The 15408-nt window shown below is 63.2% G+C and carries 17 protein-coding genes; 11 read left to right on the top strand and 6 right to left on the bottom strand.

What is annotated here, in order from left to right:
* The first annotated feature begins 13 nt into the window (after positions 1–13).
* The 3 genes from G3A50_RS13465 to G3A50_RS13475 all read left to right on the top strand — a co-directional run bounded on the left by G3A50_RS13465 (position 14) and on the right by G3A50_RS13475 (position 3427).
* A complete protein-coding gene (locus tag G3A50_RS13465) occupies positions 14–307 on the top strand; it encodes a helix-turn-helix domain-containing protein (RefSeq protein ID WP_281355811.1) in 294 nt (97 codons plus the stop codon).
* 643 nt (positions 308–950) lie between these two features.
* The gene (locus G3A50_RS13470; protein WP_246251675.1) at positions 951–2123 is read left to right on the top strand and encodes a hypothetical protein; all 1173 of its coding nucleotides are present in this window, start codon (positions 951–953) and stop codon (positions 2121–2123) included.
* A 311-nt stretch (positions 2124–2434) separates the two neighbouring features.
* Positions 2435–3427: a toll/interleukin-1 receptor domain-containing protein gene (locus tag G3A50_RS13475; RefSeq protein WP_163075755.1), complete on the top strand. Its 993-nt coding sequence runs from the start codon at positions 2435–2437 to the stop codon at positions 3425–3427.
* On the opposite strand, the gene G3A50_RS13480 is transcribed toward G3A50_RS13475, so the two are convergent.
* Positions 3428–3646: a hypothetical protein gene (locus G3A50_RS13480; RefSeq protein WP_163073203.1), complete on the bottom strand. Its 219-nt coding sequence runs from the start codon at positions 3644–3646 to the stop codon at positions 3428–3430. It abuts the gene before it with no gap.
* Between the two features lie 397 nt (positions 3647–4043).
* Here G3A50_RS13480 and G3A50_RS13485 point away from each other — a divergent pair, with 397 nt between their 5' ends.
* The 4 genes from G3A50_RS13485 to G3A50_RS13500 all read left to right on the top strand — a co-directional run bounded on the left by G3A50_RS13485 (position 4044) and on the right by G3A50_RS13500 (position 6766).
* A complete protein-coding gene (locus G3A50_RS13485) occupies positions 4044–4253 on the top strand; it encodes a hypothetical protein (protein WP_163073204.1) in 210 nt (69 codons plus the stop codon).
* A gap of 66 nt (positions 4254–4319) precedes the next feature.
* Positions 4320–4574 carry a type II toxin-antitoxin system prevent-host-death family antitoxin gene (locus tag G3A50_RS13490; protein ID WP_163075756.1) on the top strand — a complete coding sequence of 85 codons (255 nt, stop codon included), beginning with the start codon at positions 4320–4322 and terminating at the stop codon, positions 4572–4574.
* A 10-nt stretch (positions 4575–4584) separates the two neighbouring features.
* Positions 4585–5010, top strand: coding sequence for a hypothetical protein (locus G3A50_RS13495; RefSeq protein ID WP_163075757.1), 426 nt, complete (start codon positions 4585–4587; stop codon positions 5008–5010).
* Positions 5011–5035: 25 nt separating this feature from the next.
* Positions 5036–6766 carry a recombinase family protein gene (locus G3A50_RS13500; RefSeq protein ID WP_163075758.1) on the top strand — a complete coding sequence of 577 codons (1731 nt, stop codon included), beginning with the start codon at positions 5036–5038 and terminating at the stop codon, positions 6764–6766.
* A gap of 52 nt (positions 6767–6818) precedes the next feature.
* Here the strand turns inward: G3A50_RS13500 and G3A50_RS13505 are convergent, their stop codons facing one another.
* Genes G3A50_RS13505 through G3A50_RS13515 form a run of 3 tightly spaced genes read right to left on the bottom strand, consistent with a single transcriptional unit; the run spans position 6819 to position 8885 of the window.
* A complete protein-coding gene (locus tag G3A50_RS13505) occupies positions 6819–7430 on the bottom strand; it encodes a TPM domain-containing protein (RefSeq protein ID WP_163075759.1) in 612 nt (203 codons plus the stop codon).
* A gap of 10 nt (positions 7431–7440) precedes the next feature.
* Entirely contained in the window at positions 7441–8253 is an 813-nt protein-coding gene (locus G3A50_RS13510; protein WP_246251677.1) for a TPM domain-containing protein, read from the bottom strand.
* 11 nt (positions 8254–8264) lie between these two features.
* Positions 8265–8885: a LemA family protein gene (locus tag G3A50_RS13515; protein WP_163075760.1), complete on the bottom strand. Its 621-nt coding sequence runs from the start codon at positions 8883–8885 to the stop codon at positions 8265–8267.
* A 153-nt stretch (positions 8886–9038) separates the two neighbouring features.
* Here G3A50_RS13515 and G3A50_RS13520 point away from each other — a divergent pair, with 153 nt between their 5' ends.
* On the top strand, positions 9039–9944 hold the full coding sequence (locus G3A50_RS13520; protein WP_343037810.1) for an SHOCT domain-containing protein: 906 nt from the start codon (positions 9039–9041) through the stop codon (positions 9942–9944).
* 79 nt (positions 9945–10023) lie between these two features.
* Here the strand turns inward: G3A50_RS13520 and G3A50_RS13525 are convergent, their stop codons facing one another.
* Entirely contained in the window at positions 10024–10962 is a 939-nt protein-coding gene (locus tag G3A50_RS13525) for a GGDEF domain-containing protein (RefSeq protein WP_425483407.1), read from the bottom strand.
* 584 nt (positions 10963–11546) lie between these two features.
* Here G3A50_RS13525 and G3A50_RS13530 point away from each other — a divergent pair.
* Complete coding sequence (locus G3A50_RS13530; protein WP_163075761.1) at positions 11547–12869, top strand: NAD(P)/FAD-dependent oxidoreductase; 1323 nt, start codon at positions 11547–11549, stop codon at positions 12867–12869.
* An 11-nt stretch (positions 12870–12880) separates the two neighbouring features.
* The gene (locus G3A50_RS13535) at positions 12881–13582 is read left to right on the top strand and encodes an SDR family NAD(P)-dependent oxidoreductase (RefSeq protein ID WP_163075762.1); all 702 of its coding nucleotides are present in this window, start codon (positions 12881–12883) and stop codon (positions 13580–13582) included.
* Positions 13583–13601: 19 nt separating this feature from the next.
* Here the strand turns inward: G3A50_RS13535 and G3A50_RS13540 are convergent, their stop codons facing one another.
* Positions 13602–14366, bottom strand: coding sequence for an IclR family transcriptional regulator (locus tag G3A50_RS13540; RefSeq protein WP_163075763.1), 765 nt, complete (start codon positions 14364–14366; stop codon positions 13602–13604).
* Positions 14367–14568: 202 nt separating this feature from the next.
* Between G3A50_RS13540 and G3A50_RS13545 the strand changes: the two genes are divergently transcribed.
* Positions 14569–15396: a transporter substrate-binding domain-containing protein gene (locus G3A50_RS13545; protein WP_163075764.1), complete on the top strand. Its 828-nt coding sequence runs from the start codon at positions 14569–14571 to the stop codon at positions 15394–15396.
* Positions 15397–15408: the final 12 nt, after the last annotated feature.

Below are 15408 nucleotides of genomic sequence, written 5' to 3' on the forward strand. Positions count from 1 at the left end.
CGGCTATCTCAGAATGCAGTTGTTTTTCAAAAAGTCAAACTTTGACGGTGCCTTGAACGTGACGGAAATTTCGCCCGCCCAATGCCGTGGAGCGCGAGGGATGCTCGGTTGGAGTCAGGCTGAGCTTGCGGCAGCGGCACAGGTGTCTCGTCCGACCATTGTGGACTTTGAGCGCGGCGTTCGCGTTCCACACGCGGGTAATCTGGCCTCCATCGTCGCAGCGCTTGAGCAAGCCGGCATTGAGTTCACCCCCGAGAACGGTGGCGGTGCCGGTGTGCGCCTTCGGAAGCCACCAACGTCCCCATAGTCCCATATCCGCTGCGGCAGGCGCGCAAGACACTGTGACCTTTGCACAGCCCGACTGCGGTTCGGCCGCAGTTCCTTTGCAGCTTCTCTGCGCCGCGCCCGCCGATCTGCAGCGGTTCGGCTGCGCATCACCGACAGCAGTTTCAAGTTAGGCATGGCGATGAATCGCGACGTCGCTGCCCCAGGTGGCGGCCCCTGCACTTTTCTCACGTCGCATTTTCGGAGAGCTTGCCGTACAGCCGGTAGCTTTAGGCGCCCACGGAGCGTTTTCTGCCGCCTCATCATAGTATCTCAGCGATGTGACGTGATCTCGTTTTGATCCGGCGGGGCGTAGAAGCTTGAGGGCAGGATAAAAGCGCGCACATTGCGCGGCGGTCGGATGGTTGTTTTTGCAGGATGTTTTCTTGATCGCGACACATTGCGCCTCTGGACAGCAATGTGTCGTCTTCACGGGAATCTTTTTGGCTGAACAATTAGCCGCACATTGTCATCGTCTGATGCCGGTCTGAGGACCATCACCCCTCGGTTTTGGATCGCGAGGCCTGCCACTTCTGGATCGTGGCCGAGAGAAGGGCTTCTCGGCAGAAACGCCTCCCCTGTTCGAGGCGAGTCGCCTCTCCATCACGTGCCTGCACTGACCGCCGATGCCCCGTACGAGCTTCGCGCGCATGTTGGTGAAGTTCTGCCAGCAGCGTGCACCGACCGTTCTGTCGCCCCGCGACGCCGACCTGTTCCAGAACTGGCTGCTCGATCTCCTCGCTGCGCGCGTGCCACCACCCCTGACGGAACGCGATTATGACTGGCACGCGATTGCTCACGCCTGTGATGCGGATCACGCCGATCTGAAGCGTGCCGGGCCCGTTCTTGCGCCCGGCCTTGATGCGCTGCGCCGTGAATTGGCGCGCCGGGGCCACGTCACGGTGAAGCGTGCCACGGCGCGCCGCACACCACCTAGTTCGGAGCGGGGTACGTTGCATCGTGGCACGGACCAGCCGGAAGCTATGCCACGTCGACGCGGCCCTCGGGCAAAGCGGATCGTCGAGTTTCCAGAGAGCGACGGGCGTCCCTGGACGGACCCGCCCTCATTCGCCGATGCGCTCGATCTTCACATGCGCCGCCATGGCGACACCGCGAAGCATCTGGCCCGTGTCCTTGAGGCGAGCGCGACCCAGGTCGATGCTACGGCACTCAATCTGTGGCGCCGCGGCGTGAAGGTCCCGCGCGCCTCGCGAAGTCTCGCGGCGCTGGAGCTCATCGAGCGGCGCTACCGCCTCCCGCCGGGCTACTTCCGCTCGAAGCTGCCGAACGGAGATCGCTGCACCTCGGCAGGGACCATTGCCGGCATCAGCCGCGCGGAACGGCGACGGTTGGCCTGGCATCTGCCACGTGATTTTGATCGCCGCCCGTTGAAGGAGCGGGCGGAGATCCTTGAGTGGGTTCAGCGCGTGGTGATCTCGGGGACGACCGACTATCGGCGCTTCCGGGCTGCCGCCATGAAGCAGCGCTATTCGATCCGCTTTCCCGGCCTGCTCGATCAGTCCTCCCGGCCGCGCGGGCTCTATCGGTTTGGCCGGGAAGAGGATGGATCGCTGCCGGATCCGGACCTGGCGAGTGCGGCGCTCGATGCGCCGCCTCGGCTGGCCGAGGAGATGGCCGATCTCGTCCGGTTCAAGACGGCGACGCTGACGGCCTTCGGCTATCAGCGCAACGGTGTCTGGGGCGAGGAGACGGCATCCCAGAAGGTCGAGCACCTCGGTCTGATGTTCGGTGCGTTGGCAGCTTCACCCGGCGGCGCGGTCCATGGCTTCAGGTTGTAGTCCTCCTTCCATGAGGCGATGGCGGCACGGGCCTGACCCAGGCTCGAGAACTGCGTCTCATTCAGCCGAGGACGTAGCGGGTGCAATGATCCACATCTATCCGAGCCTGTTCTCGGGTGCGCGAAAGCGATATCGCCGTTTCCGTCCGATCCGCACTATGACGCGAAGGCTTTGGAGACGATGACGGCCCGGAGACGTCCGGGCCGCATTCTGGAAAGTCGCTGAGCCTGTTCGACCATGATTATGCAGCCTTACGAGCATTGACAAAGACCTCTAATCTGAGGTCGCTCAATGTGAGTCGGGGCCGTACAATGAAGATTTTTATCAGCTGGAGTGGAGAGCGGAGCGAAGCGCTAGCAAAGGCCCTCCGCGAGTGGTTTCCGCTAGTTCTTCACTTCGTAGAGCCTTGGCTTTCGCAGTCCGATATTCAGGCGGGAGAGCGTTGGAGCGTCGAAATTGCGAAAGAACTCGAAGTCTGCAATTTCGGAGTGATCTGTATAACAAGAGAGAATTTAAGTTCACCTTGGATTCTGTTCGAAGCCGGTGCTCTTGCGAAATCGATGCAAGACGGCAGAGTCATTCCTCTTTTACTTGATCTCGACTTCAAGGAAGTTTCAGGACCTCTGGCTCAATTTCAAGCAAAGAAATCAGACAGCGCTGGAGTCAAGGAGCTGGTTGTCAGCCTCAACAAAGCGGCACAAAATCCTGTGCCTGATGCCCAACTGGAAAAGCTTTTCTCAGCGCTTTGGACAGATCTCGAAAAGCATATTTCGTCAATTCCGAAGGGGACGGCAGCAGCAAAGCATAACCGTCCGCAAGGTGAGATTCTCGAAGAACTGGTCTCGAGTGTTCGAACCGTAGAGATGCGCGTTCGTGATGCGATGGATGATGATCCATTAATCAGGAAGCGGCGACGGATGCGATTTCATCCTGATATGATGCAAATGATGATGCACCGCGTTGCAGAAGGGCCTCGTGATCCCGTTCAAATTCTGTTTGTTGCAGGCCTGCTTCGAGACGACGCGCCTTGGCTGTACGAACTGGCACTTGAAGCTTACCGCTCGGTACGTGCAGGCCGAAAGCAAGAGGGTCAGAAAGCTCTTCGACGATTTCGTGATGCGTTAGAATTGTTGCAGCGCGGCCCGTTCTTTGATGAACTTGGGTTTGATAAGATGGCTCTCAAAATGATCCGCTCTGACTTCTTTGAAATGTTCGAGTTCATGGATTTCGACGAGATCGAAGAGGGTGCCGAAAACTCGGGAGGTCGCGGCAAGCGTCTGCCTCCCGAGAACAAAATTCCCTGATCAAGCGCCGGCGCGTCGCGCCTCGATGGCCATGATTGCCCGATCGCTATGGCGCGCCATGGCCTTCGGGCTCGTTGAAACTCGATTGATGTCGATGGCCTTGAGACCTTCGACATCGCCCGCCTCGGCAACCGCCGCCAGCTTGGCGAGCTTCGCACGAAGCCGCGCATGTGTCGGGCGAGCTACGCAATTTAGGACCGCCGTGGAGATGGTCGCCAAGCACTACGGGCGCTTTCTACCGCAGGACAAGGCCGTCCTCGCGGCGCAGATCCTCAACAAGGTGTGGGAGGCGGCGTGAGGGTAGCGGGTGCACGTGCGCCCCTCTTCGCGGTCCGCTTTGCGCGATGGCGCACTGCCGCATGGGCCATCCGCTTCCGCAGCAGGGCAGAGGCGGGCAGCGCCCAGAGCGGCAGGATGATAAGCTGCTCATTCGGGATAGGAATGGCGCATCGGCGTCCTTGCTTTCGCTGAGGCGATGTAACCTCTCAGTCAAGGCATCCTTTTTGTACGTGATGACGTCCTATTCGCCGTATGACCGTCGTCAGGGACTTTCCCATGCGCTCGGATAGGTCTTCGGTCGTTCCTGGGCCTTTCCGGCCAAGGATTCTCGGACGCAATGGCGGACAAGCGGCACAGGAACAGCATCAAGGCACTCGGACCGTCAGCCGGACCGGAGACGGCGCTGACCGGCGCCAAACGAGCCGAACAGGCGATTCTGACTCTCGCCCGGATCATCGGTCGCCAGATCGCCCGCGAGCAGTTTGATCGCCACATCGCGTTGGAGCGGCGGGTGCGGAGGAAACGTTCGACGGGTGAGGAGGTGTAATTCCAGCTTTGCTCATAGACAAATTATACGTATAATTCTGGCATTCGATCTGAAAGGATGCCCGCCATGGCGAGAGTTGGCTCCCTCGAGTTCCAGCGCAAGTTCGGCGAGTTCCAGCATCAGGCACAGCGTGAGCCCGTGGAGATCACGCGGCACGGACGCCGCGAGTTCGTGCTGATGTCGGCTGACCATTATGACTGGCTACGGGCCGCCGCGCAGCGGACCCACCGCACGGCCGACGCCATCGATGTGGTGATCAACGCGGTGGAGCGCGCGGAGATGGACGCCGAGCACGCGCACCTGAACGACCTGTTGAAGTAGGGCGTTCGCCGTGGCGTTTCCCGAGCCAAAGCCCGGCCTCATCCTCCGCTATGACTACCTCTGGACCCACGAGGCAGCTGCCGGCCGCGATCAAGGCAAGGATCGCCCGACCTGCCTCGTCGCCGCTACCGATTCCCTTGCGCGCCCTCGCTATGTAGTGTTGCTGCCGATCACCCATACGCCGCCGTCCGGCGATACGGTGGGGATCGAGATTCCGGCGAAGGTGAAAGAGGCTATCGGCCTCGACAGCGAGCCGAGTTGGGTGATCGTATCGGAGCACAATATCGACGAATGGCCGAATGGCGGGCTGTCGCCGGTTCCTGGCAAGCCGGGTGAGTTCAGCTACGGATTCATCCCGCCAGGGTTGTTCGCGAGAATCAGGGCCAGCTTCCTCGAACTGGCACGAGCGAAGAAGAGTGGTGCCGTCCGCCGCTGACCATGGAGACACGAAAGGAAGGTCTATGACCCGCGTCGCGCTCTATGCCCGCTATTCCTCAGATCATCAGCGGGAAGCCTCAATCGAAGACCAGCTTCGCCTCTGCCGGGAGCAGGCGAGACGCGACACGTGGAACGTGGTCGCCGCTTACAAGGACGCAGGGATTTCCGGTTCCAGCATGATCCTGCGCCCCGGCATCCAGATGCTGTTGCAGGACGCGCAGACGGGGCAGTTTGATGTGGTGATGGCCGAGGCGCTGGATCGCATCAGCCGCGACCAGGCGGACATTGCGACGCTCTTCAAGCACCTCAAATTCGCCGGTGTGCCGATCGTCACATTGGCCGAAGGCGAGATCAGCGAATTGCACGTCGGCCTGAAGGGCACGATGAACGCGCTTTTCCTCAAGGACCTTGCCGCCAAGACGCATCGCGGCCTCCGTGGTCGTATCGAGGACGGCAAGTCGGGCGGTGGGCTCTGCTACGGCTACAAGGTGGTGAAGAAGCTCGACACATACGGCAATCCCGTTCGGGGAGGCCGTGAGATCGACGAGGTCGAAGCCAACATTGTTCGACGTGTGTTTCGCGAATTCGCGGAGGGCGTCGGTCCGCGCACAATTGCGCGGCGACTGAACGAGGAGGGCATTCCAGGCCCGAGCGGCAAACTGTGGAGCGACACAACGATCCGCGGTCACGTCAAGCGCGGAACCGGCCTGGTGAACAATGAGCTCTATATCGGCCGCTTGCTCTGGAACCGGCTTCGATATGTCAAAGACCCGTCAACCGGGAAGCGGGTCTCGCGGATGAATCCGCAGTCGGAATGGATCGCCAAGGACGTCCCTGAACTGCGAATCGTCGACGACGAGCTGTGGCAAGCCGTGCGCGAGCGGCAAGGCGAGATCACCGAGAAGTATGTGAATGTCACCGAGGCGATCCGTGATCACCATACCAAGAATCGATTGAACGGCGGCCGCAGGCCGAAATCGCTGCTCTCGGGGCTGATATTCTGCGGCTGCTGTGGTGGCCCGTACTCCATGCGCGGATCCGACCGCTTCGCTTGCTCAAACCACATCAGCAAGGGTAGCTGCTCCAACAGCCGGACGATCCCGCGCGAGGACTTGGAGCGCCGCGTGCTGGCCGGTCTCAAGGGCCGGATGATGGCACCTGAGGTCGCGGCAGAGGCGATGCGCGCTTATGCCGATGAGACGAACCGGCTCAATCGGGAACGCCGCTCAAATGGCGACGCCTGGAAAGCCGAGCTGGTCAAGGTGGAGAAGCAGATCAGGGGCATCATCGAGGCCATCAAGGCTGGGATGTTCCATGAGAGCATGAAGGCCGAAATGGACACATTGGAGGCCCGAAAGAAGGAGCTTTCGGAGTTACTGGTCGATGTCCCCAACGACGTGCCGGACATGCTGGCGAGGGCCGCGGCCATCTATGCGAGCAAGGTCGCGACTCTGACCCACGCGCTGAACAGGCCAGAGGATAGGCCTCAGGCAGCGGAAGCCTTGCGGATGCTGATCGAGCGGATCGTGCTCACGCCCGGCAATGAACGAGGCGAGATGTTCGCGGCATTGCACGGCGAACTGCGCACCATCCTCGAATGGACCGAGCGCCAGGCCATCGGAAAGACCGGTAAAACAACAAAACCCGCAGCCGAGGCTGCGGGTTTGTCGGTATCAGTGGTTGCGGGGGGGCGCAACCGCGTGATCGACGCCGACGAAGACCCCGAACGCCAGGCTATGTCCGCGTCCGCCTAGCGCCCTTTGCGAGCGCCCGGCGGACCCTGCGGGTGCGGCACGCCCGTATCGGTCAGATAACGATCAGGTGGTCCGGCAGCTCATTGGTGTCACCCTGCTGAAGCGGTGCGTGACGAGCGAGGATACGGCCCGCTTCGCTCACGCCGTCCGCCAGTCCCTCTCCAAGACGTTCCCGGCGCGCGCCGGCCAGAACCGCCGCGCACACGCCCTCCCAGGCCTTATGGCCCACCTTGGCATGGATGGCCGCATCGGCGACCACCTCGACCAGATGCTCGCCGGGCGCGACCATGATCAGCACGCCGGTATGCCCACGGGTCTGATGCATGCCGAGCGCGAGGAAATGATCGACCGCCGCCGCCCGGCCGGCTTCCTCGCGGGCGAAGCGGGGCACGGCGAACGCGGCAAGGGGTGTGAAGGTCAGCAGTGCGCCGCCGAGAACGAACGCGCCGGCCTGGACCGCCAGCAACTCCGGCGTGCCAAGCGTGGTCACGAAGGCCAGCGGCCACGGCAGCACCAGCGCCAGCAGCGCCGCCCACATCAGCCCGAAGAACGGATGGCTGATCAGGGGGCGGGTGAGCACCACGACACGAATTTCACCGGCGGTGCCGGCTTCCGCCTGCCGGATGGCGGCGGCAACATTGGCATGGTCCGTCTCGGTCAGCATGTCGGCCCCTTCACCAACTTCCCGAAGCCCCGCCACCGCCGGAAGAGCCCCCGCCTCCCGAGAACCCGCCGCCTCCGCCGCCTGAGAAGCCACCCCTGCCACTGTGGCGCGACCAGTCCCATCCCGCCGCGCCGCCGGCCAGCGTGCCCGCGCTCCCGCCCCGCCGCCCGCGCGTGCGCAGGTGGCCGGATCGGGCCTGCCGGTAGAAGACGAAGGACCAGAACACGAGCATCAGCACGAAGAAGATGATGGGTGCCCAGTCGTCGGCGCTCATGCCCGGCTCGGCGGCCGTGCGGGCACGTGCTTTCGCCTCTTCGGGATCGAGGTTCAGCACCTCCATCACCGCGTCGGCGCCCTTCTCGATGCCGCCGGCGAAATCGCCCTTTCGGAAGGCCGGGATGATGGCGGTCTGGATGATGGTGCTCGCCACCGCGTCGGGCAGAACCCCTTCGAGCCCGTAGCCGACCTCGATGCGGACCCGCCTTTCGTTGGGCGCCACCAGCAGCAGCACGCCATTGTCCTTGTCAGCCTGTCCGAGCTTCCAGAACCGGAACAGCCGGTTGGCATAGTCCTCCACCGAGGTGCCTTCCAGAGAGGGCACGGTGGCGACCACGAACTGATCCGTTGTCCCAGCTTCCTGAGCGGCGAGCTTCGCCTCCAGCGCGGCACGGGCGGCGGGAGAAAGCACCCGGGCCGCATCGACCACACGCCCGGAAAGGGCTGGAAAGGAGAAATCCGCCCGCGCCGGATTGAGGCCTGCGACAATGACGAGCCAGGCGAGCGCCAGAAGCGCGGCCGTGCGGGAGGCGGAACGCGGGGTCACGGCCCGCCCGCTCAGTTGAACTTGACCTGTGGAGCCTTCATCTGCTCCTCGGCAATGGTAAAGGTCTCCATCGGCTTGCTGTTGCGATAGAGCGTGTTGGCCCACAGGACGCCGGGGAAGGTGCGCAGCTCGGTGTTATAAACCCGCACCGCCTCGATGTAATCGCGTCGCGCCACGGCGATGCGGTTCTCCGTGCCTTCGATCTGGGCCTGAAGGGCGAGGAAGTTCTGGTTCGCCTTCAGGTCCGGGTAGGCTTCAGACACCGCGATCAGCCGGCCGAGCGCCCCGGAAAGCTGCGACTGTGCCTGCTGGAACTGCTTGAACTGCTCGGGATCGGTGATGGTGGAGGCGTCGACCTTGATCGATGTCGCCTTGGCGCGGGCCTCCGTCACCTGGGTGAGCACGTCGCTCTCGTGCTGGGCGTAGCCCTTCACGGTCTCGACAAGGTTGGGGATCAACTCGGCCCGGCGCTGATACTGGTTCAGCACGTCGCTCCACGCCGCCTTGGCCTTCTCCTCATTGGTGGGGATGTTGTTCACCCCGCAGCCGGCGAGGCCCATGGCGAGGGTAACCAGAAGCAGCGGCGCGAGGAGACGGCGCCAGAAATTCGAATGGCTCGGAAGGTTCGGCATGAGGGGCCCTTTCAGCGCGGTCGCACGGGCGACGCACGCCTATATAGAGCGGTGCGATGGCAAGTTCATCAAGCACCATGCATCCAAACGCGCCATCCCGGTCATTCGCGCTGTCGAAACGAGGCCATCTCGGATACAGCAGGGTCGACACGCATGATGCTGGCCCGCAACCTCTTGATCGATGTCGACGGAGTGGAAATGAACGAGACGCAGAGCGTGAAACAGCGTTTCATCGAGGACTTCGCCGCCCGCCACGGGCTCGGCACCGACGCTGTCGATACATTGCTGCGTGCCGTCTCGGCCGGCGGTGGCACCATGGCCCAGTTCAGCCACCCGGAACTCGGCGGCATGGGCCAGTGGACGCGCGGCGGCATGATCATGGTCGGCGACATGTTCAATCAGGGGCTCAAATACCGGGTCGACACGCTGTGCACCGAGATTTCCGATGCGCTGATGCAGAACCATGCACTGGCTGCCGAGCTCCGCTCGCACGCATCCGGTGGCCAGGGCTATGGCATGGGCGCGTGGTGGCCGGAGGAGTTCGGGAATCCGAGTTCCTCGGGCGCGCAGAACGACCTGCGCTATGCCTTCTTTCCCGGCGCCCGGCGGCTGGTGGTTGAGAAGGCGGGCGCGCAGGCGATCTACGATACCGGCGAGCACATGATTTCCGGTGTGTCGCAGCAGCAGGGAGGCGACCAGTCGCTGAGCTTCTCCAGCCAGTTCGGCGTGGTGCAGCTCACCAACCTGCCGCGGATCGAGCATGCAGGGCATCGGGAGAGCCTGTCGGACAGCACGCCGTGGAAGGAACAGCCGACGACCGACGCGCCGGTGCTGGCGCAGGCGCCTCACCCCTCTCCCATGCCGCCCTCGTCTCCGGTTCCGGCTGCCGCGCCCCCGCGCGCACCCGTCGCGTCCGCACCTGCCGCGTCCGAACCGGGCGCGCGCGCTGTTGACGACATCTTCGCCGTTATCGAGCGCCTCGCCGATCTGAGAGCCAAGGGCATTCTGTCCGAGGAAGAATTCGCGGCAAAGAAAGCCGAACTGCTTGCACGGCTGTGATCGGGCGGCCGGTTGATCGCGGCGCCCGCCGCGGTGCGGGGTAGGGGTGAGCCGGCGGGGCGCGCGTGACCGCGGACGCTTAATCCGACCCGCGGCGCCTCAACGCATCGGTCGCCAGGTCCTTCTCCAGAACGATGCAGTTGCGGCCTGCCATCTTGGCGGCATAGAGCGCTCGATCCGCCTTCGCGCACAGGTCCGAGGCCGTATCGCCGTGCGTCGCCGCTGCCAGTCCGGCTGAAAATGAATAATGGAAATCCGGATCTTCCGGCAGTGGCCGAGAGATGCGGATAAGACCCAGCATCCGTTCGACAATAAGTTCCGCTTCGCTGATGGATGTCGTGGGGAAAACCAGGATAAATTCTTCTCCGCCGACACGCCCGAAGCAGTCCGCGCGTCGAACCTGTTCCTGTATGCGCTTCGCGAAATCTTTCAGAATGAAATCGCCGGCCCGGTGTCCGTACCGATCGTTGATGTACTTGAAGTTGTCGAGGTCGAGCATGGCAACGCAGCCCGCGAGCGGGTCGGCCTTCGGGCTGGCAAGCATGTCCTCAATGCGCGCCATGGCGTATCGGCGGTTATTCACGCCTGTGAGGTCGTCCGTGTAGGCCGCCTTCATCGCGAAGTCGCGGTCCTGACGAAGGGTCCGGCTGCTCGCCTTGAGGGCAGTGATGTCGCTTGCAATGCAGAGCATCCAGCCGTCGCTATCCACCGCCTCGGTCATCCAGAGCCATCGCCCCCCGACCAGGTCGGTCTCGAAGGCGCGGAAGCCGATCTTGCCGCGTCGCGAAAGTGTCGCCGTCAACCACTCGTCGAAGTCGGATGCGCGGATGACGGTGCCACGGCCGGCTTCGAAGTTCCTCCGCATGAGAGCATGCCAGAAGGGCTCTTCGTCCGGCTCGAGAAAAAAGGTCTCCCGAAAGGACCTGTTCGCATATCTCAGGCGGTCGAAGTCATCATAGGCGGCCACGAGGACCTGCGAATTCTCGTAAAGTGCCAGGAGCTTGTCGGGCATGCTCATCAGAGGTGTACTCTTCACGTCACATGCCACCCCGCGATCTCAGGCAATTGAACACATGCGACGGCAGCGTTACTTACGTCGCCGGCAAAATGGCCCTTGATTCCGACCGCCATCATCATTCCTGATACTACCAGATCACGCTGATCTCGGCGAACATATGGTCGCCATGTCAGGCCGGTTCGCGTGACCTGTCCCCATTGAACAGATCCGGTTCGGCCGTCATGCGCAGGGTGCGCTATCTGGCAGCGCCCGGCATTGTCCGCGGCATCCTGAAACCGGTGGGATGTCGGGCATTCGTATCCGGCGAGGCGATCCGCCCGTCGAGGCTGACGAGGTCATCTCCGTCCGTGATGAGGCGGCGCACCGGAACATGCGCGTGCCCAGGGCCGGCGGTTCAGGCGAAGGAGCGTGGCGGTCCGCTGAATGCCCGTTCCAATGACCTCAACGTCGGCAAAATTCTCATATGATGAAAATAATGGCCCATTGGATTTCTCTCTGTGGGAAATCGTTGACGGATCTGCCTGCTGCGTGGTCGGTTATGAAAAAGAGGCACGCCTGCCGATCCGCGTGCTGCAGGACCGATCATGAGCAAGTTTTCCCCTTTCGATACAACGCTCTGGTACGCCACCGCGCAGCCGGCGCCGTTGACGTTTCCACTTGAGGAACGGGTCGAGGCCGATGTCTGCGTGGTCGGTGCCGGCTACACCGGGCTCACGACCTGCCTCGAACTCGCGCGGCGGGGCGTGAAGGTGGTGCTGTTGGAGGCCCGGGAAGCCGGCTTCGGCGGCTCGGGCCGCAATGCCGGGCACTGCACCCCGACCTTCAGCTATTACAGCCTCGATTCCCTCAGAAAGCTGCTCGGCGAGCCTTGGGCCGAGCGGCTGATCCATCGCCAGACCCGGGCCAATGACCGCGTCGGGGACATGATCCGCGATTACCAGATCGACTGCGAATGGCAGCAGAAGGGCTACGTCATGGGCGCGCTGCGCCCCGGCGCGGTCGAGGTGCTGAAGGGCAAGGTCGATTCCTACAATGCGGTCGGCGCCCGCACGCGGCTGCTCTCACGCGAGGAGGCCGCCGAGATGACCGGCAGCCCGCGCCTCTATGGAGGCTGGCTCCATGAGGAAGCCGGCCACATGAACCCGCTGGGCTACGCGCGTGGGCTCGCCCGCGCGGCGATGCAGGAGGGGGTGTCTCTCTACACTCGCTCGCCCGCCGAGGCGGTGGAGAAAGAGGGCGCGCGCTGGAAGGTAAAGACGCCGAAGGGGGAGGTCGTCGCCGAGAAGGTGATCTTCGCGACCGGCGCCTACACCGTGAAGGGGTGGCCCAGGCTCGACGAGACCTTCAAGATCCTCAAGGTCTTCATCGCGGCGACGCAGCCGCTGGATGCTGAGACGCGCCGGACCGTGCTGCCGCAGAACACCACCATGCATGACGGGCGCGGCGATATCTATGTCTACAAATACAATGCCGAAGGCCGCATCGTCGCCTCGATGTTTCCCATGGGGAAGCGCGGCGTCGACCTCGATTACACCCGGCAGGTGATGACCGATCGGCTGAAATGGCTGCACCCGCAGATCCGGGAGCCTATCCGCTGGGAATATCTCTGGTTTGGCGAACTCGACATGCAGGTGAAGACGGTTCCTCGCCTCTACGGCCTCGGGCCGGGCATCGTGGCGCTCACCGGCCTGTCGGGTCGCGGGGTGCCGACGGGCTCCATGCTGGGCGGGATCCTCGCCGAATGGGCGCTCGGCGTGCCGGAGAGCGAGCTGTCGCTGAAGGTCGAGCCGATGAAGGCGGCGCCCTTTTACATGGACTACGCGCCGAAGCTGCGGCTGCGCTATTTCCGCCTCCAGGATGGCCGGGCGGCCCGGCGCGAGGGCGCCGAACTGCCACCACACGCATGAAGGAGACTGTGATGACCGTCCGCACCGCACTGATATCTGGTGGCAATCGCGGCATTGGCGCCGCCACCGGCCGGGCCCTGGCGGGCGCTGGCTGGAATGTCTCTCTCGGCATGCGCGCGCCCGTGCGCCCCGACTGGGCCGACACGGTTCCCGGAGCCATCCATGTTCACGCCTATGACGCGACCGAGCCGGCGAGCGCCGCCGCCTGGGTCGCGGCCGCGCGTGAGCGCTTCGGCGGCATCGATGCCGTGGTGGCCAATGCGGGCATCATGGTGCGCAAGGACGTGATCGAGGCCGAGGATGCCGATCTCGAAGCGCTCATGCAGGTCAACGTCGCCGCTCCGCGCACGCTGGTGAAGGCGGCGTGGGAGGACCTCGTCGCCACCGGGCGAGGGCGGGTGATCATCGTCTCCTCGCTGTCGGGCAAGCGTGTGAAGTCGGCGATATCCGGGCTCTACTCGGTGTCGAAATTCGCCGCGACCGGACTCGCCCACGCCATCCGCCATGTCGGCTTTGAGCACGGCATTCGGGTGACTGCGGTGTGTCCCGGCTTCGTCGCCACCGACATGGGCCTGCCGCTGGCCGACGTGCCGGCGTCGGAGTTGACCTCGCCGGAGGATATCGCCCGGTCCATCGCCTTCCTCATCGAGCTGCCCAACACGTCAAGCGTGGCGGAATTCGCGGTGAACTGCCGGCTGGAGGAGTCCTTCTGAGCCACCGGAAACGTGCGGTTCAGGCGCGGCTTTCGATGAGGTCGATCTCGGTGCGCAGTAACGCGGCATAGTGCTCAACGAAGCCGGGAACGATCTTGGCGCAGAGAAAGGTGAAGCCCAGCGAGGCGATGGGCGCGCCGGTCTCGTTCATAATCGGCATGGCCACGCCGGCGATACCGGGAATGAGCTCGCCAATGTCGACCGCGTAGCCGCGCTCGCGCGTTTCGTCGATCAAGCCCCACACCTTTTCCGCCGGCAGGTCGCGGAAGTTCGAGAGGCGTTGCTGGTTGGCGCGCAGAATGAAGTCCTGCTCCTCGCGGTCGAGAAAGGCCAGCATGGAGATGCTGCCGGGCCCGGCGCCGAGCGGCACCGAGCCGCCGATCGATCCGGTGAGCGTCTGCACCACGCATTCGCCGTCGCGGCGGTCGAGGCAGATGGAGTCGTGATTGTGACGGGCCATCAGATGCGTGGTCTCGCCTGTTTTCTTGCGCAGGCGCGACAGCCCCATTTCACAGCGGCTGATGAGCCCCGGCCCGCGTGCCGCGCGCGCGCCATAGATGAACATCTTGGCGCCGAGCCGGTAGCGCTTGCGCTTGTCGTCCCGCGCCAGCAGGCGGTGCCCGACAAGGGTGTTGAGAATGCGATGGCAGGTGGCGGTGTTGAGCCCGGAGCGCTCGACCAGCTCCTTGAGGGTCGCTCCCTCCAGATCTCCATCCGCGATGAAGTCCAGCAAAAGCGCCGCGCGATCAAGGAGTTGAGATCCGCCTGTGTTGGACGCGGGCATCTACACATTCCACATTATGATAAATTTGATCCTACACGCTTGTAGTGTGAGAAAAACTGATAATCAATGTTGAAAATTCATGCACATGGGCATCTGGCTAATTTCTAGTCAGGTGGGCGCGTGTCGCGGAATGCCGCCGCGGGGGCAGGGATAGCTGAAACCTCGCGGCAACGAGCAGCAACTCGACAGATGGGGACTACCAGTGAAAACAGCCATTGTGACTTTTGCTTCCACGCTGCTGGTGACTCTCGGCATCAGCGCCGCATCCGCCGACACACTCTCCGACGTGAAGTCGAAGGGCACCCTCACCATTGGTGTGAAGAGCGATTATCCGCCCTATGGCTTCCTCAACGACAAGGGGGAGATCGTTGGCTTCGAGGTGGATCTGGGCAAATACATCGCCAAGGACATACTGGGCCCTGAAGGCAAGGTCGAACTCGTCCCGGTTGTCGCCTCGAACCGCATCGAGTTCCTGAATTCCGGCCGCATCGACCTTGTCCTGGCGACGCTGGGCGTCACGGCCGAGCGCGGCAAGGTGATCGACTTCTCTGAATACTATGTCTCGGCTCCCGGTCCCTCGGTGCTCGCTCCCGCCGCCTTCAAGCCCGCGACGTGGGAGGAGCTGAAGGGCCTCACCCTGTGCGGCATCCAGGGCTCCTACTTCAACAAGCGTCTGGGTGAGGCCTACGGCATCAACCTCGTCAACTTCAAGACGCAGCCGGAAGCCTATCGTGCGCTGAAGGACAACCGCTGTGTCGGCTTCGCCTTTGACGACATGACCCTGCGCAAGAAGCTCGAGGATGACGCCGACTGGAAGGACTACAAGATCGCGGTGGAGCCCTACGAGTACATTCCGCAGGCGGCGGGCATCCGCAAGGATGACGCGGCCTTCCTCGACGCGGTGAACAAGGCCATCACCAAGGCGGAAGCCGAGGGCAAGCTGATCGAGTGGGAAACCACCTATGGCATGCCGCACTCGAAGTACATTGCCGAGCGGTCCAAGAAGGCGGCCGAAAAGCTGAAGCTGTAAGCCGACGTCCCG

Origin of the sequence: Ancylobacter pratisalsi (assembly GCF_010669125.1) — a bacterium.
Lineage (GTDB): Bacteria > Pseudomonadota > Alphaproteobacteria > Rhizobiales > Xanthobacteraceae > Ancylobacter > Ancylobacter pratisalsi.